Raw genomic sequence first — 26,369 nt, 5'->3', positions numbered from 1 at the left:
CATTCTGATATATGGTGTTAAGTTGTTATCCCTAAAAATTAAGGACAATGGCAAAGCTAGCTGATGACATCCTAAACACAATTTTCACATTGCAGCGGCGGCTAGTGGAAATCCTCAACGAAACAACCGCCACAGAATACATTTTAATGCAGCAGTTTGGCGAGACAGAAGCGACACTCCCCGAACTAGAATCCCTGGATAATGTTAAGGAAAGGTTGAGAAACCCTTACAATCGTTTGTACAGGCTTTTGCAGCAGGTGGCAGAATCTCAACCCGCTGCGACTGCGGATACGTTAAACTTTCTCTATAGAACGATAGAACAAACAGAGGCGGCTGTCGATGCCTCAGAAGCAACTATCCGAGAAATCAAAATAGATTGGAATTTGCCATGAATCAACAACCTAGAATCCCCGACGCTGAAACCAGAAAACGACACGTTGAAAAGATGCGTGAAGTCTGCCAACAGCTTGACGCTTTGACTCTAAACATGGATGAATTAATCGCCATATTTGAAGCTGACAACCGCCGCCAGCGTCGAGAACGTTTGGCGGGTAAATACAGGCGTGTGGAATCTCAAGTAGTCGAATAAGATATGAGATGTTGCATCATTCTTAATAAGTCTTTTATGAACAGGCGAGATGCCTGTTTTACAAAGAGTGAATTTTCTTGTGGAACAGGCATTTTGCGATGTTGCATTATTGTTAATAAGTCTTTTATGAACAGGCGAGATGCCTGTTCCACAAAGAGTGAATTTTATTGTGGAACAGGCATCTTGCCTGTTCTTGAGAAGGGTGCAAAATGTGAGATAATATCGAGGGGCGATTCCCTGCGGGATAGCCTTGAATCATTGCTTTTGAGTCCCCTCTGTTCGGACGCAAGGTTGTGTAGTAACGGTTTTAACCGCCGACTCCGATCGGGAGTTTTCAACACTTTTCTATTACACTCGCTGCAACTTAGCTGTTCTCGGATCGATGATTTTTCTGCCCAAACCCGAAAACTTAATTGCCAGATTAGTTTTGTCACCTTCTCCCAAAACGTGGGTAATTTCTCCAACTCCAAAAGCATGATGAAAAACCCGATCGCCCGTTTTCCAATCCGCTGATTGAGAATTCCCAGAATTAGCTGCTGAATTATTAGTTTTTCCCTTGGAAACAGCCGTTTTCCCCGCTTTAGTTTTCTTCGCACTTCCAGCCAGCAAATGTGGCGGCAATTCCCCTAAGAATAGCGAAGGGGTGCAGTGTTCCCGGAAACCTCCCCAGAGGCGGCGTTCGCGAGTGTGGGTGAGAAATAGCAATTCCTGGGCGCGAGTGATGCCGACGTAGCACAAACGGCGTTCTTCTTCAATTGCTTTCGGGTCGTCCAAACTGCGGAAATTGGGAAATAAACCCTGTTCCATTCCGACTAAAAATACTACGGGAAATTCTAATCCTTTGGCGGAGTGCAGCGTCATCAGCGATACGCGGGAATCTTCTTCCTGCAAGTCATCTAAATCGGATGCTAAAGATGCTTTTGCTAAAAATGATGTCAGCGTCGGTTCTTCGTTTTGTTCTTCAAATTGCAGCACCGCATTGTACAATTCTATGACGTTTTCTATGCGGTTTGTGGCTTCGTCGGTTCCTTGATTTTTCAAATCTTCAATGTAGCCTGAATCTTGGATAATTCCTTGGACAATTTGCGAAGCGGGCAGAGTTTCAACTTGCGATTGCCAACGACCAATCATTGCGGCAAACTTAATAATAGCTTTTGCCGATCGCCCTGCGAGAGTATTGACAGAAGATTCATCGCTGAGGATTTCCCACAACGGAATGCCTAACTGAGTTGCAGCGTCTTCGATTTTGGAAAATGTGGTATCCCCAATGCCACGACGGGGTGTATTGATGATGCGTTTGAGGCTGACGCTATCGTCGGGATTGGCAACCGCCCGCAGGTATGCTAGGATATCTTTGATTTCTTTGCGATCGTAAAACTTGAGGCCGCCGACAATATTGTAGGCAATGTCTAAACGCATTAACGCTTCTTCAAAGGATCGAGATTGAGCGTTTGTGCGGTAGAGAATCGCAAAGTTACTGCCGTTTTCGTATTCGGAGTTTTGGCGCTTTAAGGAATGAATTTGACCCGCTACAAATTCCGCTTCATCTAATTCGTTGTCGGCGCGCCAGACAACAATCGGAGCTCCCGGTTCGCGAGTAGGGCGCAGAATTTTCTCGATCCGTTCGGTATTGTTTTCGATCAAGTGGTTCGCGACTTGCAGGATGTTTTCGCGCGATCGGTAATTTTCTTCTAATTTTACCATTGTCCGAGTTTTTTCGTCAGACAAACCATCTCCAAAATCCTCTTGAAATTCCAGCAATATGGTATAATCTGCCATCCGAAAGCTGTAAATTGATTGATCGACATCGCCCACGACAAAAATCGAGCGATTTTGCCATTTATCGAACTTTTTCGGGTCGGCTTTATTTGTCACCAACATCCGAATCAAATCGTATTGAGTGCGGTTGGTATCTTGGTATTCGTCAACTAAAATATGGCAAAACTTTTTATGCCAGTAACTTAATACTTGCTCGTTTTGGCTCAAAAGTTTAACGGGAACGAGGATTAAATCGTCAAAATCTAGGGCATTGTTGGCTGCTAAAGCGTCTTGGTAGCGACTGTAAACATCGGCAATCACGCGACCTCGATAATCCGGTTCTGCTGCTTGGTATTCTTGAGGCGACAAGCCTTTATTTTTAGCGTTGCTGATGACATAGCGGACTTTTCGCGGGTCAAATTTCTTGTCGTCGAGGTTCAGGGTTTTGGTGACGATTTGTTTGACGAGACTTTGAGCATCTGACTCGTCAAAAATCGAAAAGTTTTTCTTCCACTGGCGGCCTTTTTCGTCTTGGTATTTTTCAATATCGTAGCGGAGAATGCGGCCGCACAAAGAGTGAAAAGTCCCCATCCAAATGTGTTTGGTAATTCTTTGGTAAATTTGCGATCGCAATTTCGTCTGCACCTCCGGGGCTAAGTCTACCAAAGGTTTGCCATATTCGGCTTCAGCTTGCTGAGTTGCCAGCAATTTCTCAATTCTTTCTTTCATCTCCCTGGCGGCTTTATTTGTAAATGTCACCGCCAGAATATTTTCAGGATCGACTCGATGCGTGCGAACTAAATTAGCAACTCGGTAAGTTAGAGCTCTGGTTTTGCCCGAACCAGCGCCCGCTACTACTAACAGCGGCCCGTTATAATGGGCAACTGCTTGGCGCTGAGATGGGTTGAGGTGGCTGAGGAAATCAGTGGTTTGAGTCATAGCTAGAAAGTTAGTTTAATTTTTTAAGGGGTAAATAATACTTGGTATGCGATACCGCGAGTTTTTTTAACGTAAGGTTGACTTAGCGCACTATATATTATAACTAGAACGGTGATTTTTAAAACTTTAAATATTTTTTGGTCAAGCGAGTTGTTTAAGGTAATGTGTTCGGCGCGCACCCTACACGATAACTAGATAGGTAATTTTTTTAACGTTTAAATATCCGTGTCAGCCAAATTGCAGCTAATATTCCCAAGCCAATCCAAATGGCAGTAATCACAACAGCAGCAGCCCGATTTATCGGTTTTCCTCGCTCTATTTCTGCGGCTGCTTTTTCCCGACATTCGGCTAAAACCTGTGGCGGAATCATCTTCAATGCCAGCCAAATTCCCAAAGGTACAATTATCAAATCGTCCAAATAACCGAGAATCGGTATAAAGTCAATCGATTTTAGATTTTAGATTTTAGATTTTAGATTTTAGAATTGACCCCAGTGATAAATTCGGGGGGCAAGTCTCATCGGATACAGGTTTTTTATTGATTTCTCCACGGATGAATCCGGGGGGTTGTATCCTGGATGCTTGATTGTCAGGAATTAAGTCGATCGGGCTAAAAGCCTAGGCAACCGTAAGACCTGCTAAACTTCTGGCGTACCAAGGTACTCTCGCGTCTGTAGTGGCTAAATAAACCGCGTAAGTCTCTTTTTTTAGTCGGCGGGCAGTTTGTTTTAACGATTGCATATCATGGACTAATGACTGACGACTAATACTTTTTTTAGTTGCTAAAAATGTAACAACCCGGATATTTAGCAATTTGAGTGGGAAGGTAAAGTATAGCATCTGTTGTATGTGAGGAGAATCAAGTTTATGAATTCAAATTTGCAACGTGGCGATCGCATTAATTTCCGCAGCCTGGTAACAGCGTTGTGTTTAACCTTAACTCTCGTGAGTTTTGTGAGATTAGATCCGGCTGTAGCTCAAGAACAGCGGATGAGAACGCTGAGTGTCACTGGGCGGGGTGTGGAAGCAATTCCGACAACCCAAACTCAAGTTGCTTTGGGGGTTGAGGTGCAGGGGAAAACGGCGGCCGAGGTGCAGCAGGAAGCGGCGAGGCGATCGTCCGCTGTGGTAGCATTGCTGCGATCGCGCCAAGTCGAAAAACTCGAAACAGCAGGCATCACCCTCAGCCCGACTTACAGCTACGAAAACAACCAGCAGCGCCTAACAGGGTATATTGCTACGAATACCGTCAGTTTTCGCCTTAATACTGAATCTGCTGGCACTTTGCTCGACGATGCAGTGCAAGCGGGAGCAACGCGAATTCAAGGTGTGAGCTTTGTGGCTGCCGACAGTGCGATCGAACAAGCTAGAAAACAAGCACTCCGCAAAGCAACTCAAGATGCTCAATCGCAAGCGGATGCCGTCTTGAGCGCCCTCAACCTCAAGCGGGGAGACATTCTGGGCATTCAAGTCAACGGTGCGATCGCGCCGCCTCCAATGTACCGGCAATTGGCTGGTGCTCGCGCTGCTGCTGACGCTGCAACGCCTGTGGTGGGAGGGGAACAGGAGATTGAAGCTTCTGTGACTTTGCAAATTGCGTATTGATGGCGGGCTGCATTCTAATTGAACGTAAAATGCGATATCTGTTAGATACCCGACTGCTTTAAGAAGCCGGGTATCTGAGTGTTTTATTTTTTTATGTTTGTCTGCTGGTTGTTAGATAAAATATCTTAAATATCCGACGATAAGATGATAAAATTTAATCGCAAAATATGACCAGCAATTTTTATGACGCGATTTATTCACGATCGCTTTGCCAAAGACTTGTTAACAGAACTGCTGTCTCCCATCGGGACGGTGAATATCGGGCATGATGTTACTGCCGAAGTCCGAGAAATCGATGTTTATTTCATTCCAATGACTGTAATTCCTGAATACTCAGCAACTTTAGGGTTGTTGGGAAAAATGGCTGAGACGGCGGCAATTTTTGAACCGTTTCGCAATCTTGTAACTGTCGGCGAAGTCATTAGCTGTATGAGTAAGTTATGGGATTTGCGAGGTGAATTGGAGCGGCAAGCCAGAAGAGAAAATACTCGCTATGATGATGCTAAGTTGCCGACACTGTGGATTTTGACACCTACAGCATCGAAAGCACTGCTGGAGGGTTTTGGCGCGATACCCAAGCCTGAGCATTGGATGGAGGGCATTTATTTTTTGCCCAGGCATCTGAAATCGGCAATTGTGGTGATTCACCAATTGCCCGAAACTCCCGAAACCCTGTGGTTGAGGATTTTAGGGAAAGGGAAAGTGCAGCAAAGGGCGATCGGCGAGTTGAGTTCTTTAGCAACGGACGATCCGTTACGGATTATCGCGCTAGAATTATTGTATCAGTTACAGTCTAACTTAGCAACCGATACCCAAGAAGAGTTACAGCAAGAAGAACGGGAGTTAATTATGGCGATCCCCTCACTTTTTCGAGAACAGTTAGAAGCCGCACAACAACAAGGAATTGAACGAGGAATTGAACAAGGAATTGAACAAGGAAGACAAGCACAGCAGCGATTAATTTTAGAAAATTTTCTGCAAGTACGCTTTGGAGAAATTAACTCAAAAATGACTGCTTTCTTATCTCCAATATCAATGTTACCCGCTGCGGAATTTACGATGCTGTTGCTGGCAATATCCATGCTAACAGTCGATGAAGCAGGAAAACAACAAGCGGTCAGGTTATTAGCAGAAAATGTTTTGAGCGCTCGCCAAAATGAATTGGGGGAGATTCTGCCTACCGCCCTTACCAATTTACTAGCATTGCCTGTCGATGAATTGACATTGTTTGTAGAACAATTGCCTCAGTTATCGGCTGATGAATTGAGAACAAGATTGGAATAAAAACCGCGATCGCACCTGTTCGGGTAGTCATAAACTCTACCCGAATTTTCCGCCATCCCGTGCAAGTCATCCGAAAAATCTATTTCGATCGCCCATCCCACTCTCCAACCCCGCCACCGCAGACGCGCGATCGCACTTACGTGTAATTGGGCATAAGTTCGATCGATCCCTAACTTTTAGCGTGACATAGGGCATTTTGCCGTATATAATAGAGGGATTAGATAAACTGTATTTTGTATGACTAAAAATACTAAAAAAATTATTTAACAGCACCAAAGACTGAAACTTGACCTTGATGACAGCGAGGCTTTCGTAAATGCCCTCCTGAATCCAACCCAGCCGAATCAAGCTCTCAAAGCAGCAGCCTTGCGCTACAAAAAATTAAGGGTAGCAACTCATTGAAGCTAAAAATTATGCTTTTTCAGGAACGCTTTCATTGCATCCGACAAAGGAGGCTCTACATGAAAATTTCCAAATTCATTAATAAACTTAGCCCATGTATCTGATAGCAAGCCTTGTCTTCGCAAATATGGATGCAGCCAAATCCATTGGAGCGCGTAACCTGACGGTCGAAGTCTAAAGCAGCACGCTCCAATACAAGGTACTTTAAATTCTTTGGAAAAGTGTTGAGCTTCAGGATCAATCCAGAGAAATGCAACATGATTGGGGTCTGTTTCTTCGCCTTCATAACCGTACTGAACAAAATCATACTTTAACTCACGACGGAAAAACTGTGCTATGCGATAAACGGCTTTGCGATAGGTTTTGGGAGACTTGGCAGTTACCTTAATTGGATTAAATAGATGATTGCCACTGATTAAAGGGCAAACTATATCAGTAGCTTCAGGCTTGATTGCACGCATTGATTCGATTTCGTGGGTTTGGTGTTTTTGAAACTGAATATATCAATTGTAATTAAGAAAACCTATTTATATACTGCCGAAGCGACTGCCAGATGAATTCTCGGTGTTGTTAAAGCCCGATCGCCAATCCCACTCTCCAACCCCGCAGCCACAGACGCAGGAATCGCCCCCAACAACCCCCACAAATCCAATTACTACCGGATCGGCGATCGAAGTACCCGATATCGACTACAGTAAACACAAAATATTATTGGCGGTGATTTGAGTGATTGAGACTTTAGCAACAGGAATCGCAGCAGCCGGTTCGCTGCTAGCATTGGGCGGATTGGGCCTAGAGTTGAACTATCGCCGGACTGGGAGTCCAAATAAACTAGAACTGACAGCAGGAGAATGGCACTTAGCCGTAAACGAACCAAACCGCTATCTTTTAGTCGGGGAAATGGAGTTCCGCAACCTGACACAGCGATTTGAGATTATGTTGCCGGAAGTGCGGGCGAGTGTGAAACTGCTGTCAGACGGAAGTTTAGATGGCGTTACTTCCCAGACAAAGGTGATTCCTTGCCACAAAGACGCTGCAGCCAGAGCAGACGATTACTGGTTCGGCTATATTGTTAAAGCCCAAAAAAACACAAAAATTAAAGTTTCTGTAGACATTCAAGGGCAAGATTTAACCAAATTGCAGTCAGCTTGGGTGCAAGTACATTTCGTCACCTACGGCCCGGGCGGCCGCATCCCCAAAGTCCGTAACGTAGTAGTTCCCCTGCAATTTCCCAACTCGGACACCGTACCCGCCGCCAGAAATGTCGGAGTTGCAGAAGTCTTGCCGATTCGCACTCACATACTGGCGGAATTGGACAATCCCGTCGAAATTGTCAAGCGGTACGTGCTGCCGCGCGCCCAGAAAGGCGATATTGTCGCCCTCGCAGAAACTCCCCTAGCTTTGATGCAGGGACGCTACCGCCATCCCAGCGAAGTCAAGCCCGGATGGGCGGCAAAGCGAGTGTGCTTGTTTTTCTTGCCGATGTCGAGTTTGGCTACGGCTTGCGGAATGCAGACGTTAGTTGATGTAGTCGGCCCTTGGCGCGTAGTCGCAGCATTTGCGATCGGCGCTGCGGCTAAAATATTCGGTAAACCCGGAGTCTTTTACCAACTTGCAGGGGAACAAGCCAGACTGATTGACGACGTTACCGGGACTTTGCCTCCCTTCGACCAATTTATTGTCCTCGGCCCGGACAATCCCCAGAAAGTTGTAGAAGAAATTCAACGAGAAACCGGACTTGCGGCAGCGATCGTAGACGCTAATGACTTGAAAGCAGTTAAGATATTAGCAGCGACCTCCGATTTATCGGTAACATTTTTAGAGCAAGCCTTGCGAAGCAACCCCGCCGGGAATGCTGACGAGCGCACACCGGTCGTTTTAATTCGACCTCTGCCACAAAAATCTTGAGTTGAAAACTGAAAATTAAAAATTCAAAAAGATGATTTGAAATTTTTAATTTTCGATCGAGCAAGAAAGGGAGAAGAATCAAAAGTTATAAGTTTTGAACTCAAAATTTACCCATTCAAAACTCAAAACTTCTCTAACTCTTCCCCTTTCTGAATTTTTATTTTTAAATTTCCCTTCCCCGCTTTCGTCCTATGACCAAGAATTTCAAAGGTGGTACCCGCCACGCGATCGATCCGTGGAATCAATCCAAAATCAAAAATCGAAAATCCTTGCATCCCCCGAATTTATAAGAGCGCAAGTCAATCCAAAATCTAAAATCTAAAATCTAAAATCGAATGACTTCATTTCCCTCCCAAAACCAAAACCAGGTTGTGATTCGCCCGTTTCAGTATCGCGACATCGAGGTGATGGAACAACTGTGCGCGGAAACAGCCGAAGAGCCAGAAAACCGCAAGGGCGCAAGCTGCGACGTGGTACTAGGTAGAAAGTTGCAGCAGATACGTCGCTGGTACGGACTACTAAAGATTTTTAGCTTGTTTCCCAACCCCTGTCAGTCCCTGTTCCGGGCCCACGTTGCCGAAGAAGAGGGGAAAGTTAAGGGCATAATTCAGATTTCTCCTTTCAACCGCACCCGCAGCACTTGGCGGATCGATCGCATAGGAGTAGACCCGGAAGCCCGCAGCAAAGGAATTGGTTCCATGCTGCTGCGGTACTGCTTTGAGGCAGTCTGGGAGGCGCGGACGTGGCTGTTGGAAGTGAATGTCGGCGACAAAACTTCCTTGGCTTTGTATCGGCAAAACGGGTTTCAGCCTTTGGCCCAGATGACTTACTGGACGATCGCCCCAGAACGCCTGCAAGAAATGGCTTCCTCGACGCCAGATTTGCCCAACCTGCTGCCGGTGAGCAACGCCGACGCTCAGTTGCTATACCAACTGGATACCGCGTCTATGCCGCCCCTGGTGCGCCAAGTATTCGATCGGCACATTCAAGATTTCAAAACCAGTTTTTTCGGCGCTTTAGTCGAAGGTGTCAGACAGTGGCTGGCCAAAACCGAGGTAGTCAGCGGTTACGTGTTTGAACCGCAGCGCAAAGCCGCGATCGGCTATTTTCAGGTGCAGCTATCCCGCAACGGCCAGCAACCGCACGTCGCCCAGTTGACTGTACACCCGGCCTACACTTGGCTTTACCCGGAACTGCTGTCTCAGATGGCGCGCCTTGTTCAAGATTTCCCGATTCAAAGCCTGCAACTGGCTTCCGCTGACTATCAGCCGGAACGGGAAGCTTATTTAGAGCAATTTGGAGCTGTGCGCGTGGAACACAGTTTGCTGATGTCTCGATCGGTGTGGCACAAATTGCGCGAGTCCAAGTTGGTCTCTCTCGAAGGACTCCAGCTATCAGAAATGCTGCAAAGCTTCCAGCCAACTCGCAAACCCGTACCGGGCCGGATGTCCTGGCTCGGCCCGATGGCTGGGGAAGCAGCAGCAGGGCCCGCATCCTCCGAGATAAAACCCCTCTTGACTGACTCAGGAAACAGCCAAACGAATCAAGTTAACCCCTTGAACTTCCAAAATTCCGAATCCTCGGCAACAGATAGCAGCAGCATTTTGCCTCTAAAATTGCCCGAATTGCCTCTAGACGAAGGCTCCCAAGACAAAAGTTAATACTTAATAGTTAAAAGCAGAAGGTAAAAGGTAGAAGGCAGAAAAAAAGAGAATTAATCATCAAAGAAATTCCTTTTTTCTGTCATAATTCCAAAACCTCCCTTCTGCTTTTAATCTTTTAATTATTAATATCAACCTAAGATTACCTATCTTATTCTTACTTTCTTCACTTCTTCCTTCGCGTCCTTCGCGTCTTCGCGGTTCGTTAAATAAGATTATTTCCGCAAAAAAATAGTAAATCTAAAATCTAAAATCTAAAATCTAAAATCTAAAATTGAATGTCCAACGATAAATTATGGATTTCAGCACTGGGATTAGATATCGGCCTCAAACGAGTCGGCATCGCCGGGTGTGACGGCACGGGTTTAATAGCTACGGGAATTACAACACTGGTACGATCGTCCTTCGATCGAGACGTAGCTTATCTGGGAGAGCTCGTGCGAGAGCGGAGAGTGCAAATTTTGGTTGCCGGCTTGCCTTACTCCCTGAACGGAGAATTGGGCGCCCAAGCCCGACAGGTGCAGAAATATGCCAATCGCATCGCCAGAGCCTTAGAGCTCCCCCTAGAGTATGTAGACGAGCGCCTGACTTCAGTTGAGGCAGAGGAATTGATGAAAGCTTCAGGGATTTCGCTGTCGCAAAATAAGGGTGCGATCGATCGCAAAGCCGCAGCCCTGATTTTGCAGCAGTGGCTAGACGAGCGGAGGCAAAATATCTGTGCCCTTCCCAATCCTTGATAGCTGGTAACAAAGGCGTGATATCCTGGTTGTGCAAGGAAAGCGAAGCACACCTGTAACCCTTGACAAACTGGAGAAAATTCTGCTGTACCCTCGGTACTGAAGAAGCACAAAATCGTGATTTGTCCGAGCGTGTCGCTTGCTGACTCGACTGAGATTTAACCGCTGCACTCGGAGCCTGTGGAAAAGGCCGCGAGTCTCGCGGTTTAAGCTTGTGGACTGGCGATTGCCCACTTAGCCAGAATATCGCCACGAAAATTCCCCATTGTCAAGCCAACGTTACTGAATTATTGACGGAAAACTAAGATACACGCGATGTCCTCATCCCCATACCGCAAAAAAGAGAATGGCAATTCCAACGAAGAGTCCGTCACCCTGACGGATGAAGTTGGGCGATCGCTGACTTGCAACATAGAATATTCTATGAATCTCGAAGGTCAAGAATACGCTTTGCTGCTTCCGATTGACTCACCCGTAGAAATTTTTACCTGGCAGGGAGACGAGACGGACGAAGCAGCAATTCCTGTAGAAGACGAGACCGAAATTGACAAAATTTTTGAGACTGCTAAAGTTGTCCTGCAAGAGCAGAACTTGACGCTCCGACGCACAGCGGTGACGCTGACTGTGGTTGGCGAATTGCCGGAATTTCCCGAAGAGGATATGGCATCCGATGTCGATCCAGATGAGGAGTCGGAGTTCGAGGAGCTGATGTGGCTGACCAGCTTCTACCACGAAGAACAGGAATATGCGATTTATACGCCTCTAGACCCGTTCTTTATCTTGGCTAGAATTGATGATGACGGCAAGCCAGAATTGCTCTCGGAAGAGGAGTTCCAAAGGCTGGAACCGATGTTACCTATGCTGGAAGACCAGTTTTTTGACGAGCTTGATTAGATATTAATTGCAGGCAAAAAACCTGATGGCAAAAAGCAGAATTTTTTACTATTTTATAAAACAGTAAACTGCTAGCCCGATCGAACTTTTTCGAGGTGGCAGCTTCTGCCTTCGCGATCGGGCTTTTGAATTGGGCCGCGTGGATTGGGTCTTTTAAAGGGCTTGTATTCGTAACTTTTCGGTCATCAATCGCAGGTCATCAGTCATTAGTCGCTAGTTAACCGCCGCTTATCCAGGACAACGGACTATGAATAAAGAACAAATGACAAAAGGCAGCGCGCGCGAGAGCCGAAAAGGTACTCCGCAAGTCTCTAAATGGTTGTTTTATCTGGCTTTGCTGCCGGTAATCTGGGGAGTTTGCGCTTGGCAAGGCTGGGCTTGGTGGAGCTGGGCTTCGGCGCCTCCTAAAATAGCTGAAACGTCAACTTCCACGGCAGAGGAGGATGCTGTTTCTATCCAAATCCCGGAGGGTACTCCCAGTCAAAAAATCGGCCGGGATTTAGAGGCTGCGGGGTTGATTCGATCGAGCTCGGCATGGAATATGTGGGCCCGCTGGATGACTCTGCAAAACCGCGAGGGAGGTTTTCAAGCAGGAACTTACCAACTGTCGCCGACTCAGCCTCTGAGTGCAGTTGCTGACAAAATTTGGAAGGGCGAAGTCGCACAGCAGAGTTTCACGATTCCCGAAGGGTGGTCGCTGCAACAAATGAGCACTTATTTTGAAGCGCAAGGCTTTTTTCCGGCTAAAGAGTTTATGGCGGTCGCGAGTCAAATTCCTTACGCTCAATACCCTTGGCTGCCGAGCGGATTGCCTCATTTGGAAGGTTTTTTGTACCCGGATACTTATCAGCTAGACGGCGATAGAATTACTCCTCAAGCTGCGATCGCACAAATGCTCACCCGTTTCGAGCAGACAGCTTTGCCGGTATATCAAAAAAATCAGAATAATACAACGCTATCTCTCAAAGAATGGGTGACTTTGGCCAGTATTGTAGAAAAAGAAGCTGTGGTTGCTTCCGAGCGGAACCGCATTTCTGGAGTGTTCAACAACCGTCTGAAAAAGGGTATGGCGTTGGGATCTGACCCGACAGTTGAATACGCTCTCGGTATCAGGCAAACTAAGGAAAAGCCTCTGACTTTTAAGCAAGTAGAAACGCCTTCTCCTTACAATACTTATATAAATCCAGGACTACCCCCAACTCCGATCGCATCTCCGGGAATAGCAAGTTTGGAGGCGACTCTGACTCCAGAAAATACAGAATACCTGTATTTTATGGCGCGGTATGACGGCACTCACATTTTCAGTCGCACTCTGGCCGAACACAATGCTGCTGTGGCTCAAGTTGACCAAAAAGTGCGATCGGGTCAATAGATGGGCAATGACTAATAAAAAAGTAAAAAGTCAAAAGTAACCCAGGAAAAGCAATAATTATTCACTTTTGATTTTTTACTTTTTCAATCTTTAACTCCCAATTTCTTATTTCTCAATCTAAAATCTAAAATCTAAAATCTAAAATCATTATGACTTGGGGTAAATTACTACAGCCTGACTTAGTTCTAGGCGATTCAGTCATGAAGTTAACGGCTGATATTCTGCAGAAATATCAGATAAAAGGATTAGTATTGGATGTGGACGAAACTCTGGTTCCCATTACGGCAATGAATGCTTCTCCTGAACTCAGCTTGTGGGTACAAGAAATTAAACCGGTGGTATCCCTATGGTTGGCGAGCAATAATTTAAGTCAAAATCGGATCGGTCGAATTGCTGAGTCTTTGAATTTACCATACATCACTGGTGCGGCTAAACCGTCCCGCCGCAAGTTGCGAACAGCAGTGACGGCGATGAATTTGCCGGTGGAACAGGTGGCGATGGTGGGCGATCGACTTTTTACTGATGTTTTAGCAGGCAATCGTTTGGGTATGTTCACTATTTTAGTGGAACCAATGGTTGATGCTGGGTATGCGCTTCGCAAGTATCCGGTGCGCTCTTTTGAAGTTTGGGTTTCTCAAGCTTTGGGGGCTTCTCTGAAAATTAAAGATTAGTCATTAGTCATTAATGCGGAGGGGGGGTTTATAAATATCCAGGACGTGAATCATAGAAGTTGGTGAACCCGCCCCTACAGTATTTGTTATAATCAACTAGACATTTCCCGAAAAGCCAGCTTTGAACAGGCAGGATGCCTGTTCCACAATAATAATTATTGGAGATGTCTACTGGAAATGATATTATCACTAATAACTAATAACTACTGACTGCTGACTACTGACTATTGACTACTGACTAATGACTAAAACTATTGTTGTTAAAATTGGAACTTCGACTCTGACTCGATCGACTACAGGAAACTTAGCTCTTTCAACTATTGCTGCATTGGTCGAAATTTTAGCTGATTTGCGGCAGCAAGGCCATCGAGTAGTTTTGGTTTCTTCGGGTGCGGTTGGGGTTGGCTGCGCCCGCTTGGGTTTGACGGAACGCCCGCGAAATATTGCTATGAAACAGGCTGTGGCGGCTGTGGGCCAAGGGCGGCTGATGCGGGTGTACGATGACTTGTTTACTACTCTACAACAGCCGATCGCTCAAGTATTGCTCACCAGGGGTGATTTAGTGCAGCGTAATGGTTATGTTAACGCTTGCAATACTTTTCAACAACTGCTCAGATTGGGCGTGATTCCGATCGTCAATGAAAACGATACAGTAGCGGTAGACGAGCTTAAATTTGGCGATAACGACACGCTTTCGGCGCTAGTAGCGAGTTTGGTAGAAGCAGATTGGTTGTTTGTACTCACAGATGTCGATCGGCTGTATTCCGCCGATCCGCGCAGCAATCCCGACGCGCAGCCGATCGCCCTAGTCCAAAGTATGGCACAGCTCACAGAATTTCAGGTGCAAACAGGAGATTCCCGCAGCGGTTGGGGAACCGGCGGTATGGTGACAAAAATTGAAGCAGCCAGAATAGCAACTGCATCGGGAGTACGGACTGTCATCACTGACGGCTGCTTTCCTGGTAATATCGAGAAAATACTTAACGGAGAGTCGATCGGTACTCAATTCGAGCCTCAACCGCGCCCTGTAAACGCTCGCAAACACTGGATAGCTAACGTGCTAATTCCCGCCGGAAAACTATATTTAGATGCGGGTGCTGTCAAGGCAATTTCCCACGGCGGAAAATCGCTTTTAGCTGCGGGTATTGCTCAAGTAGAAGGAGAATTTCAAGCTGATGATTCCGTGCAGTTGTGCGATGCAGCCGGCAAGCAAATTGCTAGAGGACTTGTGAATTATAGCAGTTTAGAACTGAGACAAATCCAAGGCTGCAAGTCAGAGAAAATTGCTGAGATTTTAGGCTATGCAGGCGTCGAAACGGCGGTACACCGAGATAATTTAGTGATTGTTTAAACTAACAAATATCGAGAAAGTCGATCGGGCAATGAGCAAAGGCAGAAATTGAGGATATTTGCAGCACAGTCTTGCAAGAATTTGTTTGGCTGTGTCTGAACAGCTCGTTCATCGCTTCTGTAAACAGTTCAAATACATTTTGTGCTAATTCTAAAGCTGCTTGGCATTCCGCATTAGTAAGTTTAATCTCTGCTAAAACTTCCAACATCTCTGGCGTGTTTAAAAGGTGATAATTTTCTAAACCCCCATAAGATCCTCCAAAATCAACAGATTCTTTTTTGTTAATTTGCTGTAATTCCATTACCACTGCTAGCGCCGCTTCAAAAAAAACTTGGGCCGTTCCTTCGAGGGCTTCCACTAACACCAGTTTCTGAATAGGAGAGGCTTTCCAAGCGTAGCGTTCGATCACTGAACATAGCGATCGAGTTTTTTTAGTTTCTTCACCCCAAAGCATTCTGAAATCGCCGCAACTCATTAATTGGTTTAAGCCCAGCTCATCTAAGTATTCTAGATAGTCGTGCCAGTAATAGTTTTTTTTATACGTATATTTATTAATTAGTTCCTGAACTTGGCTATTACTAGAAGATTCTCGCAATACATATTTATTTAAATCGCTCAATCCTACAGCCAAAGGAGCGAGTACAGGTGCAAAAATTAGTCGTTGATTCGCGTGAATGTGTTTATTGGCTAGAAAGTCAAACAAGGGCAATTTGGCAAACTCTTGCTTTTTGGGTTCAATGAATGCTACAATGGCTTTCATACTTTTTTCGCCTGAATAGTTGCTGTCAAGATAATTTTCATACCTCTGTTAATTATCTATATTTTTGAGCATAAATAATTGTGTTTCTTATCATACATATTTGTATTTAAGATCGTAGGTAAGAGTGTTTGCAGTCACAGCAAATTGTGACCGAAAGCATACATGATACAAGCCCCCGGATTCATCCGTGGAAAAATAAAAAACCTGTATCCGATAAAGGAGCCCCGAATTTATCCGTGGGGTCGATGGCTTCAATTCTAAAATCTAAAATCTAAAATCTAAAATCGCGCAATCGATTGACTTGTATCATGTTGTGCCAGAAGTTCGAGCATATTGTTCCCTAGACATAAAATGTTCTAGATTTAAATTGGGTATTTCTGGCGTTGCTCAAAGCCACCCCACAAGAGTTTGATTATTTATTGACCGATAATTTAAAGACTGATTAACTTAATATAGGCAAATGAGCATTCTGCTCAAAGTCCTAAAAAATGCTGTTTACAAAATCGGGATGCTCCCTGCAAATCAGTCCTAGACGCATAGGAGTCTCGAAACCAGGTTTCTTTGCAGATTCATCCCTGCTCAACAAAAATTTATCGTAGAAACCCGGTTTCTTTAACCCTTGCTTTTATTAGACCTCTTGCAAAAATAGCTGGGCCGGAGATCCCGTCCGAAAATTTGCTTAAAAGGACTTTTGCAAAAAGTCTATTGCTTCTTCCCTCTTTTCTCTTCCCTCTTCTTATTCCTTCTTCCTTCTTCCTGCGGCAATAAGCCTCCAAATGACAATTTCCAATTCTCAGAATTGCCTTTAGGTGCGTTGTGAGTTACTCTATCTTTTGGATCAGTTAACACAATTATAGGAGTTAATCTTGGAACGGACTTTTTTAGCGATTAAGCCCGACGGCGTACAACGCGGACTCGTCGGCGAAATTATCGGTCGTTTTGAAGCCAAGGGCTTTAAGCTAGTTGGTATGAAGCTAATGACGGCGAGTCGCGAACTAGCGGAACAACATTATGATGTTCACAAAGAAAAACCCTTCTTTGCTGGATTGGTAAACTTTATCACTTCAGGCCCTGTTGTGGCGATGGTGTGGGAAGGCGACGGCGTTGTGGCATCGGCGAGAAAAATCATTGGTGCTACAAATCCTCTGAATGCAGAACCTGCGACAATTCGGGGAGATTTTGCCGTGAATGTCGGCCGTAATCTCATTCACGGTTCTGATGCTGTCGAGACTGCCCGCTCGGAAATTAGCCTTTGGTTCAAGGAAGAAGAATTGAGTGCTTGGACACCTTGTTTAACTCCTTGGATTGTGGAATAGTTTTGATATTCTCCCGATGGTTAATCGGGAGATATAACCTTTCTCAGACAGATGAAATATCCTGTTGCGGACTCACTCATAACTGTAAAATATAGAAGAGTTTGACAGTTTTACTCGTTACCAAGCTATTTCTAGTAACGAGAATAAAAAACGTTAATCGGAACTTAAAAACTCCAAATAATTATTAGTCAATTCTTTGACTGCTAATTCGTAAAACTGTTGACCGTGTTCGGCGGTTGCTAAGCCCGGATTTGAACCCATTCTCCCGTCGGGAAATCGGCGACGGAAGTCAGCGGCACCGTAAATTTTGTGCCCGGAAGCGACTTCTTCCGAAAGCGGAGCTTGCTTGATTGCTTCTGGATAAAGGTACTGGGTTAAGGCGATTTCGCTGGGGGTGGCGTGGGAGCCTTCTTGGTTTCCGTACAATTCTTTTGCTAGTTTGTAGACTGATCCGCACATAAACCAGTTGCCGATTTGACACTGGATTCGATCGGCATTCGGTAAATTCAAGTCAGACAAATGGGCGTATGTCTCGGAAAATGCTGCTTTCATCGTGGCAATGTTGCCGCCGTGACCGTTGATGAAGAAATATTTCTCAAATCCCGCTTTTGCCAAAGATGTGATGTAATCCCGGATTACCAGTATCAGCGTCTGCGGTCGGAAACTGATTGTGCCGGGAAAGCTGGTGTGGTGCAAGGCCATCCCGACATTAATTGTCGGGCCGATTAAGGCATTGGCAGCTTCGCCGACACCGTGGGCGATCGCCTTGGCAGCAATGGCGTCAGTGCCGATCAAGCCGGTGGGCCCGTGCTGTTCGGTGGAGCCGATCGGGATAATTATGCCTCGCGAGCTTTCGAGATAAGCTTCTACTTCGGGCCAGGTACTCAAATGCAGCAACATGATAGGCAGTCTACAGAATTTTTACTTGCTATCGTCGATCGTAGCCGGCACGGGAAGAATAAGGAATTTGGAGCAACTTATTATTGTATTCTTAAAAAAAGCTCTTAAAGTGCGATCGCTACTTTACTGTTATATTACTTAACGTTAATAATTTAACCAATTGATTACCAAAATTTTACCTTTTAATAACCTTTTAACAGTAGTATAACAAGCATATCCCTCTAGATTGGGTGTTACGTGGTCAATTAACAGCGGGCAATGTTTTATGAAATTAACACCGACCCCGAAAAATGACCAGACTTCTGTGGCCTGGACGCAGGCAGACAGCGCGGTTCCGGCAACTGCTCTACGGCTGTATTCCTTACACGAGCAAGTAGCAAAGGTCGAGCGCGTGTCTGTGGGATGGACTGGCGAAGGATTCTAAGCGATCGAACTTTTTGGCGATCGTACAAGCGATCGCAGCGCGAGAGTGCCTCAGCTACTGAAGAAGGTACCTCGCGCTAGCCACATACAAACATCACTCCCACTTATATTTATGTCTTCTGCTGAATTAAGCGAAAGTCCTTCAAGGTTGGCTGTTGGACAAGCCGGCCGTATCTTGTTATTGGAAGGTGAAGATCTGTTGCGGGAAATGCTAGCTTTAGCCCTTAAAGAACAGGGCTATGAGGTGGTGGTTACTAGCGACGGGCGCAACGCGCTGCCTTCTGTACAGGCTGCTTCGTCATACCACGGTGAATTTGCCTTCAACCTGTTAATTATGGATTCAATTAACGGTTTGGATCTGTGTCGAATGTTACGGCATCAAGGAAATCCCGTCCCTATTTTGATTATCGGTGCTAGAGGAAGTGCCAACAATTGCGCTTTTTACCTAGAAGCCGGATCGGATGATTATCTGACTAAGCCTTTTGGAATGCGGGAGTTTATCGCTCGCTGTCGGGCGCTGATGCGACGCCAGCGCCTCGGTCAGTTGCGACAACCGATGATGCTGCAATATAAGAGCATAACTCTGTATCCTGAAGAGTGCCGCGTGTTGGTTCGTGGTCTGGAAGTGAAATTTTCTCCTAAACAGTTTCGCTTACTAGAACTATTTATGAGTTATCCCCGGCGAGTTTGGTCTCGCGATCAGTTGCTGGAAAAAATTTGGGGTCAAGATTTTATCGGAGACAGCAAAACAGTTGACGTTCACATCCGCTGGCTGCGCGAAAAGTTGGAAATAGATCCGGGCCAACCGGAATATATCATTACAGTACGCGGGTTTGGCTATCGATTTGGTTAAATTATTAAATCAGTTGTAGGGTGGTAAATTGCAGTCGAATAGACAAATAAGGACACAAAAATGTTGTGTCCTTCTTTGTCTATGGAGGGTGGGCTATACAATAGCTTGGAGGTGCAACCAGTAGAGCTATTGTAGCGACTGTTGCCGTTTTCTTTTACTCGCTCGCGATCGGTATAAACTCACATATTGCAGCATTTTCAAGAACAGGCAAGATGCCTGTTCCACAAATAGTGAATTTTCTTTCTTGTGGAACAGGCATCTTGCCTGTTGCTGATGCAAAATGCCTGTTCCACAAATAGTGAATTTTCTTTCTTGTGGAACAGGCATCTTGCCTGTTCATAAAAAGCTTATTGAGAATGCTGCAACATCTCAGCATAAATCAAAACTCCCCTGTCCACTCCCAACAATCAAGTTTAGAGCAATCTCCTGGAACCGCAACAGCCGCCACCATATCTGAACTGGGAATTAATTCAATTAAAGACCATCTCGATGCTTCTTCGGGGTTTTCTTCAACATTTAACAGCGCTGCAGGTTCTCCTGGTGCGAAGCTGACATCAAACTGATTCAGGGGAATAGAAAGTCCTTTACCAACTGCTTTGATATAGGCTTCTTTGCGAGTCCAGCAGGTGAAAAAAGCGCGGGGTTGGAGATGTTCTGGGAGCGAACGCAACACAGAATATTCTAAGGGTGAAAAAAACTTTTCAGCAATCTCCTGACAAGGAAAGTTGGGATTTATTCCTTCAATATCGACACCAATATCTCGATTTTTGGTAATCGCAATTAGAGCCATGTTTCCTGAGTGAGACAAATTGAAACGCAGGGTATTTCCACCTTGGGCGGCGATGAGAGAGGGTTTGCCGTAGGGATTGTAGTCAAAGCGCAAAATGTGAGGATTTATGTTAAGATAGCGACTCAGAATCGCTCTGAGTGCGCCACGACTCACAATAAATTGCGATCGACCTTTGGGAAAGTGAAAACCCTCGGCTTTTGTCCGCTCGTCGGTAGAGAGAGTCTGTTGTAAACTCTGCAAGCAAGATTCTGTTTGAGTCAGAGACACGCGCCAAACATGAATTTCGCCCAGATCCAATATCAGGTTTTGCGGTGGGGACTTCCACGAATCAAAAGCAGCAATCATGTATTTATCTTTTTTTCTGAGTCACCTCATTCAGCATTCCCAGAAACAGGCAAGATGCCTGTTCTACTTTTGTTCTACTTTGAGAAACAGGCAAGATGCCTGTTCTACTTTGAGAAACAGGCAAGATGCCTGTTCTACTTTGAGAAACAGGCAAGATGCCTGTTCTACAATAGATAAATTTCAATCCCAAGAATCAATTAATCCAGGTTTGTACAACTTTTCCTGCTAATTGCTGTCCCAACCAAGGCGTATTTGCCGATCGCGACTTCAGACTTTGCCCGTCAACAGTCCAACTCATTTCCGGGTCGAACAAAATCAACTCAGCAGAGACTCCCGGTGCAACCGTGAGGGGGGTTTGTCCGAGACAAACGGCAGGGCCTGCGCTCAACACTCGCCACAGTTGCAAAGCCGAAAACTCGCCCGTTTCTACGAGTCCGTGCCATAGCAAAGGCAAAGCTAATTCCAAGCCGATCGCCCCGGGCGGACTATCAGCAAAAGCCACAGTTTTCTCCTCATAAGTATGCGGGTTGTGGTCGATCGCGATCGCATCAATTACGCCATCTTTCACAGCTTGAATCAACGCTAATTGATCGCTGAGATTGCCCAACGGCGGTTCTAGGCGTAAATTCGGATCGTAGGGCAACGAAGCAGTCAGAGCATTTTTCCCGCCGGAATCTTGAGAGTTTCCTGAAATTGCCCCGACATTCAACAGTAAGTGCATCCAAGTCACACTCGCAGTCACCGGCAAACCCCGCGCCTTCGCATCTCGAATCAATTCCACGCTGCGCGCCGTAGAAACGCGCATAATGTGAACCGGAGTTCCCGCAGATGCCACCAACTCCAGGATTGCCGCCAAAGCCGAAGTTTCTGCACTCGCCGGAATTCCAGGCAAACCCAAGCGCACCGACACCGCACCCTCCCGCGCCGCCCCGTTTCCTGCCAAAGTTCGATCGCACGGCCACAAAGCCACCGACTTGCCCAAAGGCTTGATATACTCCAGCAAACGCCTCACCAGAGCCGGATTAGACAGCGGCGAACCGTCCGCAAAACCCACCACTGCACAGGAGGCCAGCTCGCCCAACTCGGCCATCTGCTGCCCTTTAACGCCCGCTGTCAGCGCGCCCCAAAAATACAAGCGGGGCAGCCCCGGCCGCAAATTGCGGATATGTTGCTGCAACAAAGCTAAACCGGCCAAATTGTCAACAGGTGGCGAAGTATCCGGCAAAATCGCCACTCGCGTAAAACCCCCAGCCGCCGCAGCCTGCATCAAAGATTCCAGCGTTTCCCGATCCTCGAAACCCGGTTCTCCGCTGTGGCTGTAGATATCAGTTAGCCCCGGCCCCAAAATCAGTCCCTGGCAATCCCGCACTTCTGTGTCAGCGGGAAACTCAGCAATTTTTTCCTCAACTGCTTTGATATTACCTTCAGCAATCAGAATATCAGCGATGCGATCGCTCCCTGAAACTGGATCTAGCACTCGTACATTTTGTAGCAGTTCGCGGCTCATATAGCAGAAGGAAGTTCGGCAACGGATTATGTAACGGATGTAACGGATGTAACGGATGTAAAGGATAGAAAGAAGAAGGAAGAAGGAAGAAGCAATCCAGCGCATTAGTTTCAGGAATTAAGAACTTCCAAAGCGTCGGGCGCGGTTGTTATCAAAATTCAAACATTTTTCAGGCGGGCGAAGCGTAGCGGTGGGCGTTCCTTCCGCTACGGGTTCGCGATCGGCACTTTACTAATTAGAGTGCTCCGGCTGCTGTTTTGTCAAAAACGCCGCCGCTCAAATGAGTTGTGACATTCATCGCTTGTAATACTGGCAAACCATCGGGGCCGTGGGGATAATCAATCACGCTAACGGCTCCGTTTCCTTGTTTGAATTTCCAGAAATGTTCGGGTTCTAAACCGAATAGGTGGCAGAGAATTGCTTTGTTAATGGCGTCGTGAGCAACGACAATGCCAGTACCTGAAACAGATTGTACGATTTCTCGCCAAGCTGCGATCGCCCGATCCCAAACTTGCTGCAAATTCTCTCCTTCGGGCATTTGCACTGTTTCAGGAGATGTTTTCCATTCTTCTAGCAAACCGGGATAGGATTGTTCGATTTCTGATTCAAACTTTCCTTCCCAAAGTCCGTGGCTAATTTCTCTCAATTCGTCGCGGAGTTCTAGTTGCAAACCGCCGTGATGTTGGAGAATAATTTCCGCTGTTTCTTTCGGGCGCAGCATCGAACTGCTAATCGCAAAATCTAATTTTACATTCTTGAGAAATTCTGCTGCCCGCCGGGATTGTTCGCGGCCGTTATCGTTGAGAGGTACGTCTATTTGCCCCTGAAATTTACCTGCTTTATTCCAGTCGGTTTCGCCGTGACGCACCAGCAACAAGCGGGGGCCTTGGTGTCCGTCCCTCGGTTTGGGAAAATTTTCCCCGGTATGGGAAGTTAAATTCACTGACTCTAATTGAACTGGAACTTTCTTTTTTGGCTCTCCTGGCTCGTCGTTGGTAACAGGGGAAGTTCCAAAATTAATTACGCTAATTCCGCAATTTGACTGTTGGATTGATTGATAGTAATCTGGGGTAATTTCTGAGGCTGTGGCGATGAGAGCGCGGTTGATTCCGTTGTGACCTACTACTAGAATTGTGCCGTCTTGGTGACGCGATAAAAGTTCTTGCCAAAAATGACGGGCGTTAGCAAAAACGGCTAATACGGGAAAGTGTTCGATTTCTCCGTCAGCAGATGGCAGTTTCATGGAAAATTTGTCGGGCTGTCTTTGCCACTGCTGATATGCTTCGGGGAATTTGTCTATAGCATCTTGCCGCAGCATTCCTTCCCACAGAGGCAAATCGATTTCCATCAAATTATCAGTTGGCTGGAGTTGTGGCGGATTTGTCAAGCGCGACAGGATGATTTCCGCTGTTTCTTTGGCTCGTTGCAGGGGACTGGTATAGGCGGCATCAAAGGCGATACTGCTGAGTGTGTCGCCTACTTGCAGGGCGGCGCTGCGGCCTGCTTCTGTCAAAATCGATTTATCGAGGCGGCCTTGGATGCGGCGTTCTTGATTGTAGGTGCTTTTGCCGTGACGGACTAAGATAATGCGAGTCATTCGATTTTAGATTTTAGATTTTAGATTTTAGATTTTAGAGGGGAGCCCGCGGTTGAATTTCGGGGCTTGAGGGAATGAAAAAAATAAGCCACTAGAAATTTTACCAGTTCCGGGGACACGATCGGCTGCAACCGCCTATCATTAGAGACGGAAAAGATTTAGCCACGGATTCGCGCGGGACGGAAAACGAGGAATGACACTGAAGCGGGTTATTTTAGGTATTTTAACGGCGATCGCGATCGCCATGGTCGGTTTATCTTTACTTGCTAGTTGGAATCAGCCGCAAATTCAAAGTCGGTTGGAACTCTACCAGACAAATTTGCTGCTGCACGCCTCGGAGTGGCAAGGAGAAAATAATCAGAGTGCTAATTTAAGTTCGGCGCGCAACAATATTGTCGGTGCAGATCCTTTAAATACGGCTTTGACGCAATATCAAGAAGCGCGAGACTCGACTCGCAAAACTCTCGAAACAACTCAAGCACAAGTTAAAGAAATTCAGTCGGCTATTGCCTCTAAGTCTGAGGATAATACTCTGAATTTTGCTCAAAATAAGGCGGCGTCCGAGTCGATAAAGCAACAGTCTGTGCTGCTAAACGAACTTGACTTGCGCTTAGGAATCTTGGAGGCAAGCAGTGGTAAAACTGAGGCGGCGATCCAAACTTGGAAAAATTTAGTTGAGCGGTACAAAACTCAAATTGATTACGATACTGCGGCGGTAACTGCTAAAGTTTTAACTGGAATTTGGAGCAATCCGGCTCAACTGCTTCCGGATGCTGAGCCGAGCATTCAAAAGTCTTTGGATGGCTGGTTTCGCTATCGCGCTCTCGCTCAACTTTACAAGTTGCAAGAACGTTCTAAAGAGCTGGTGGCGCTGCAAGCAGCAGAGCAAGCAACGGCCGAGCAAGCTGTTGAAAAGTTGGCAATTATAGTTGGGGTTCCGGCGATCGCACTTTGTCTTGGCACGGTTTTGCTGGTTGGTTTGAGCCTGCAGTGGCTGTTGCAGCGGCAGCAGTTAGATACAGCAGGTTCTGGCCCGGTGTTGGCGCGAAATGCAAGCTTGACTTGGGATGTGCCTTGGGATGGCGAGATTGTTTGGCAGGTGCTGGTGGTCGGCTTTTTCTTTGTCGGGCAAATCTTGATTCCCTATTTGTTGCTGCCGGTTTCTCTGGCTGTTTTAAAACTCAATCCTGCTAGTTTTGACCCGCGCGAAAAGGCTTTTTATATCTTTGCTACTTATTTGTTGCTGTCGGCTGGCGGGCTTTCGGTACTGTATTTTTCGGTGAAGTCTTTTTTGCCTTTGCCTGATGGTTGGTTTCGGATTAATTGGCGGGAAAATTGGTTTTTGTGGGGTTTTGGCGGCTATTTTGCGGCTTTGCCTTTGGTAGTTTTGGTGTCGCTGATCAATCAGCAGTTATGGCAGGGACAAGGTGGCAGTAATCCGATTTTGCCGATCGTCCTTGAAGGTAGGGACAACGTGGCTTTGGCGGTGTTTTTCGGCACTGCTGCGATCGCGGCTCCGGTTTTTGAGGAAATTGTGTTTCGGGGCTTTCTGCTGCCTTCTCTGACTCGCTATTTGCCTGTTTGGGGGGCGATCGCAGCTTCTGCTTTCTTGTTTGCTGTGGCTCACTTGAGTGTCTCGGAGATTCTACCTTTGGCGACTTTGGGTGCGGTTTTGGGGTTTGTGTACACGCGATCGCGCAATCTACTTGCTCCCATGCTTCTCCACAGTCTTTGGAATAGCGGTACTCTCCTGAGTCTGTTTCTTTTGGGCGGCGGCGCGAGTTAATGCGGGCGCTTGTTAATAATTGTGAATTAACCTTGCTTTTTTCACAAGTTTGAGAAATGGCGCGTTCGGCAGGTGCGCCCAGCGCACCTTATATTAAATTTAGTGGCAAGTTTTGAAGTTAAACGGAAAAACTTGTTTTAACATAGAAGTAATATCTTGTCCGGTTTTTGTGGATGGTCGCACCAATGAGCAATTTTAACAGCCACAAGTTAGAGCGAACTCCGAGTTGGATGCGTTTGGCACCCTACGCAGCCTTGGGCATTTTAATATTTTCTTTCAATTCAGGCAGCGAACTCAATTATTTCTTGAGAGGCTACTCGGTCATTCTACAGGCTCAAGCCGGTATAGTTTTGCTGTATTTTGCGATGTCTAAGTTTCGCAAAAACCCAAATAAATGAGTAAAAATTAGTAAGATTACTTAGCTCGATCGTTCAAGGTCGATCGCGGAAGTTAAAATAAACAACTGGGGAAATGGAAAAATGGTAAAAGATAAAACCGTAGCCGTTGTGTTAGCTTTCTTTGTAGGAGGTTTCGGAGTTCACAAATTTTATTTGGGCAATAGCTTAGCAGGGGTATTATACTTGCTATTTTCTTGGACATTAATTCCGTCAGTGATCGCATTTTTCGATTTTCTCGGCCTGCTGCTGATGTCGGAACAAGCTTTTCAGGTACAGTACAATGGCGGCACGTTGCCGTCTGGGTATGCCCTCAGAGCGGCAAAAGATGTAACTGGGGCGATCGGCGAATTGAAAAAACTTTACGATATGGGCGCAATTACGGCAGAAGAATATGAAGAAAAACGCCAAAAACTTCTGCGAGAATTGTAATAAGGAAGGAAGTTCGGCAACGGATGTAACGGATGTAACGGATGTAAAGGATAGAAGGAAGAAGGAAGTTCGGCAACGGATTATGTAACGGATGT

At 46.1% G+C, this 26,369-nt stretch carries 27 protein-coding genes; 17 read left to right on the top strand and 10 right to left on the bottom strand.

What is annotated here, in order from left to right; translation table 11 throughout:
* Window positions 1-47: 47 nt before the first annotated feature.
* Window positions 48-392 carry a hypothetical protein gene (locus QUA50_RS13155; RefSeq protein WP_333264669.1) on the top strand — a complete coding sequence of 115 codons (345 nt, stop codon included), beginning with the start codon at window positions 48-50 and terminating at the stop codon, window positions 390-392.
* The gene (locus QUA50_RS13150; protein WP_333264670.1) at window positions 389-589 is read left to right on the top strand and encodes a hypothetical protein; all 201 of its coding nucleotides are present in this window, start codon (window positions 389-391) and stop codon (window positions 587-589) included. The genes QUA50_RS13155 and QUA50_RS13150 overlap by 4 nt, the downstream gene beginning before the upstream one ends.
* A gap of 348 nt (window positions 590-937) precedes the next feature.
* On the opposite strand, the gene pcrA is transcribed toward QUA50_RS13150, so the two are convergent.
* Complete coding sequence (gene pcrA, locus QUA50_RS13145) at window positions 938-3,286, bottom strand: DNA helicase PcrA (protein WP_333264671.1); 2,349 nt, start codon at window positions 3,284-3,286, stop codon at window positions 938-940.
* Window positions 3,287-3,494: 208 nt separating this feature from the next.
* Complete coding sequence (locus QUA50_RS13140) at window positions 3,495-3,704, bottom strand: hypothetical protein (protein ID WP_333264672.1); 210 nt, start codon at window positions 3,702-3,704, stop codon at window positions 3,495-3,497.
* A 448-nt stretch (window positions 3,705-4,152) separates the two neighbouring features.
* Between QUA50_RS13140 and QUA50_RS13135 the strand changes: the two genes are divergently transcribed.
* From QUA50_RS13135 to QUA50_RS13125, 3 genes are all read left to right on the top strand, one after another.
* Entirely contained in the window at window positions 4,153-4,890 is a 738-nt protein-coding gene (locus QUA50_RS13135; RefSeq protein ID WP_333264673.1) for an SIMPL domain-containing protein, read from the top strand.
* Between the two features lie 183 nt (window positions 4,891-5,073).
* On the top strand, window positions 5,074-6,174 hold the full coding sequence (locus QUA50_RS13130) for a flagellar assembly protein H (protein WP_333264674.1): 1,101 nt from the start codon (window positions 5,074-5,076) through the stop codon (window positions 6,172-6,174).
* Between the two features lie 279 nt (window positions 6,175-6,453).
* Window positions 6,454-6,576: a type II toxin -antitoxin system TacA 1-like antitoxin gene (locus tag QUA50_RS13125; RefSeq protein ID WP_333264699.1), complete on the top strand. Its 123-nt coding sequence runs from the start codon at window positions 6,454-6,456 to the stop codon at window positions 6,574-6,576.
* Window positions 6,577-6,578: 2 nt separating this feature from the next.
* Here QUA50_RS13125 and QUA50_RS13120 read toward each other — a convergent pair whose 3' ends face one another.
* Entirely contained in the window at window positions 6,579-7,037 is a 459-nt protein-coding gene (locus tag QUA50_RS13120) for a hypothetical protein (RefSeq protein ID WP_333264675.1), read from the bottom strand.
* A gap of 265 nt (window positions 7,038-7,302) precedes the next feature.
* Here QUA50_RS13120 and QUA50_RS13115 point away from each other — a divergent pair, with 265 nt between their 5' ends.
* The 7 genes from QUA50_RS13115 to proB all read left to right on the top strand — a co-directional run bounded on the left by QUA50_RS13115 (window position 7,303) and on the right by proB (window position 15,170).
* On the top strand, window positions 7,303-8,484 hold the full coding sequence (locus QUA50_RS13115) for a F420-0:Gamma-glutamyl ligase (protein ID WP_333264676.1): 1,182 nt from the start codon (window positions 7,303-7,305) through the stop codon (window positions 8,482-8,484).
* A 335-nt stretch (window positions 8,485-8,819) separates the two neighbouring features.
* On the top strand, window positions 8,820-10,145 hold the full coding sequence (locus QUA50_RS13110) for a GNAT family N-acetyltransferase (protein ID WP_333051554.1): 1,326 nt from the start codon (window positions 8,820-8,822) through the stop codon (window positions 10,143-10,145).
* A 278-nt stretch (window positions 10,146-10,423) separates the two neighbouring features.
* Window positions 10,424-10,882: a Holliday junction resolvase RuvX gene (gene ruvX / locus QUA50_RS13105; RefSeq protein ID WP_333264677.1), complete on the top strand. Its 459-nt coding sequence runs from the start codon at window positions 10,424-10,426 to the stop codon at window positions 10,880-10,882.
* A 315-nt stretch (window positions 10,883-11,197) separates the two neighbouring features.
* Window positions 11,198-11,776, top strand: a complete 579-nt coding sequence (locus QUA50_RS13100) for a DUF3727 domain-containing protein (protein ID WP_333264678.1) — start codon at window positions 11,198-11,200, stop codon at window positions 11,774-11,776.
* Window positions 11,777-12,023: 247 nt separating this feature from the next.
* The gene (gene mltG, locus QUA50_RS13095) at window positions 12,024-13,148 is read left to right on the top strand and encodes an endolytic transglycosylase MltG (RefSeq protein ID WP_333051563.1); all 1,125 of its coding nucleotides are present in this window, start codon (window positions 12,024-12,026) and stop codon (window positions 13,146-13,148) included.
* 149 nt (window positions 13,149-13,297) lie between these two features.
* A complete protein-coding gene (locus tag QUA50_RS13090; RefSeq protein WP_333051566.1) occupies window positions 13,298-13,819 on the top strand; it encodes a YqeG family HAD IIIA-type phosphatase in 522 nt (173 codons plus the stop codon).
* Between the two features lie 241 nt (window positions 13,820-14,060).
* Window positions 14,061-15,170 (top strand): glutamate 5-kinase, encoded by a 1,110-nt coding sequence (proB, locus tag QUA50_RS13085; protein WP_333051567.1) that lies wholly within the window; start codon window positions 14,061-14,063, stop codon window positions 15,168-15,170.
* 1 nt (window position 15,171) lies between these two features.
* Here the strand turns inward: proB and QUA50_RS13080 are convergent, their stop codons facing one another.
* Entirely contained in the window at window positions 15,172-15,930 is a 759-nt protein-coding gene (locus QUA50_RS13080) for a hypothetical protein (protein WP_333051569.1), read from the bottom strand.
* A gap of 866 nt (window positions 15,931-16,796) precedes the next feature.
* Here QUA50_RS13080 and ndk point away from each other — a divergent pair.
* Window positions 16,797-17,246: a nucleoside-diphosphate kinase gene (ndk, locus tag QUA50_RS13075; protein WP_333051572.1), complete on the top strand. Its 450-nt coding sequence runs from the start codon at window positions 16,797-16,799 to the stop codon at window positions 17,244-17,246.
* 153 nt (window positions 17,247-17,399) lie between these two features.
* On the opposite strand, the gene QUA50_RS13070 is transcribed toward ndk, so the two are convergent.
* The gene (locus tag QUA50_RS13070; protein WP_333051575.1) at window positions 17,400-18,146 is read right to left on the bottom strand and encodes a creatininase family protein; all 747 of its coding nucleotides are present in this window, start codon (window positions 18,144-18,146) and stop codon (window positions 17,400-17,402) included.
* Window positions 18,147-18,681: 535 nt separating this feature from the next.
* Here QUA50_RS13070 and QUA50_RS13065 point away from each other — a divergent pair.
* The gene (locus QUA50_RS13065; protein ID WP_333051578.1) at window positions 18,682-19,422 is read left to right on the top strand and encodes a response regulator transcription factor; all 741 of its coding nucleotides are present in this window, start codon (window positions 18,682-18,684) and stop codon (window positions 19,420-19,422) included.
* Window positions 19,423-19,548: 126 nt separating this feature from the next.
* Here the strand turns inward: QUA50_RS13065 and QUA50_RS13060 are convergent, their stop codons facing one another.
* The 5 genes from QUA50_RS13060 to QUA50_RS13040 form a co-directional block, all read right to left on the bottom strand.
* A complete protein-coding gene (locus tag QUA50_RS13060; protein ID WP_333261177.1) occupies window positions 19,549-19,749 on the bottom strand; it encodes a hypothetical protein in 201 nt (66 codons plus the stop codon).
* Between the two features lie 52 nt (window positions 19,750-19,801).
* Window positions 19,802-20,557, bottom strand: coding sequence for a 4'-phosphopantetheinyl transferase superfamily protein (locus QUA50_RS13055; protein WP_333231286.1), 756 nt, complete (start codon window positions 20,555-20,557; stop codon window positions 19,802-19,804).
* A 4-nt stretch (window positions 20,558-20,561) separates the two neighbouring features.
* Window positions 20,562-20,711 carry a hypothetical protein gene (locus QUA50_RS13050; protein WP_333231284.1) on the bottom strand — a complete coding sequence of 50 codons (150 nt, stop codon included), beginning with the start codon at window positions 20,709-20,711 and terminating at the stop codon, window positions 20,562-20,564.
* A gap of 39 nt (window positions 20,712-20,750) precedes the next feature.
* Entirely contained in the window at window positions 20,751-22,064 is a 1,314-nt protein-coding gene (locus tag QUA50_RS13045; RefSeq protein ID WP_333264679.1) for a dihydroorotase, read from the bottom strand.
* 235 nt (window positions 22,065-22,299) lie between these two features.
* Window positions 22,300-23,661 (bottom strand): histidine phosphatase family protein, encoded by a 1,362-nt coding sequence (locus tag QUA50_RS13040; protein WP_333051587.1) that lies wholly within the window; start codon window positions 23,659-23,661, stop codon window positions 22,300-22,302.
* Between the two features lie 193 nt (window positions 23,662-23,854).
* Here QUA50_RS13040 and QUA50_RS13035 point away from each other — a divergent pair, with 193 nt between their 5' ends.
* The 3 genes from QUA50_RS13035 to QUA50_RS13025 all read left to right on the top strand — a co-directional run bounded on the left by QUA50_RS13035 (window position 23,855) and on the right by QUA50_RS13025 (window position 26,274).
* Entirely contained in the window at window positions 23,855-25,447 is a 1,593-nt protein-coding gene (locus tag QUA50_RS13035) for a CPBP family glutamic-type intramembrane protease (RefSeq protein ID WP_333264680.1), read from the top strand.
* 185 nt (window positions 25,448-25,632) lie between these two features.
* The gene (locus tag QUA50_RS13030) at window positions 25,633-25,845 is read left to right on the top strand and encodes a hypothetical protein (RefSeq protein ID WP_333264681.1); all 213 of its coding nucleotides are present in this window, start codon (window positions 25,633-25,635) and stop codon (window positions 25,843-25,845) included.
* A gap of 81 nt (window positions 25,846-25,926) precedes the next feature.
* On the top strand, window positions 25,927-26,274 hold the full coding sequence (locus tag QUA50_RS13025; RefSeq protein WP_333264682.1) for an NINE protein: 348 nt from the start codon (window positions 25,927-25,929) through the stop codon (window positions 26,272-26,274).
* The last annotated feature ends 95 nt before the right edge of the window (window positions 26,275-26,369 follow it).

It is taken from the genome of Microcoleus sp. M2_D5, assembly GCF_036701935.1.
Classification (GTDB): Bacteria; Cyanobacteriota; Cyanobacteriia; order Cyanobacteriales; family Microcoleaceae; genus Microcoleus.
Note: the sequence above shows the minus strand (reverse complement) of the source record. Positions and strands in the feature narration are given on the sequence as shown.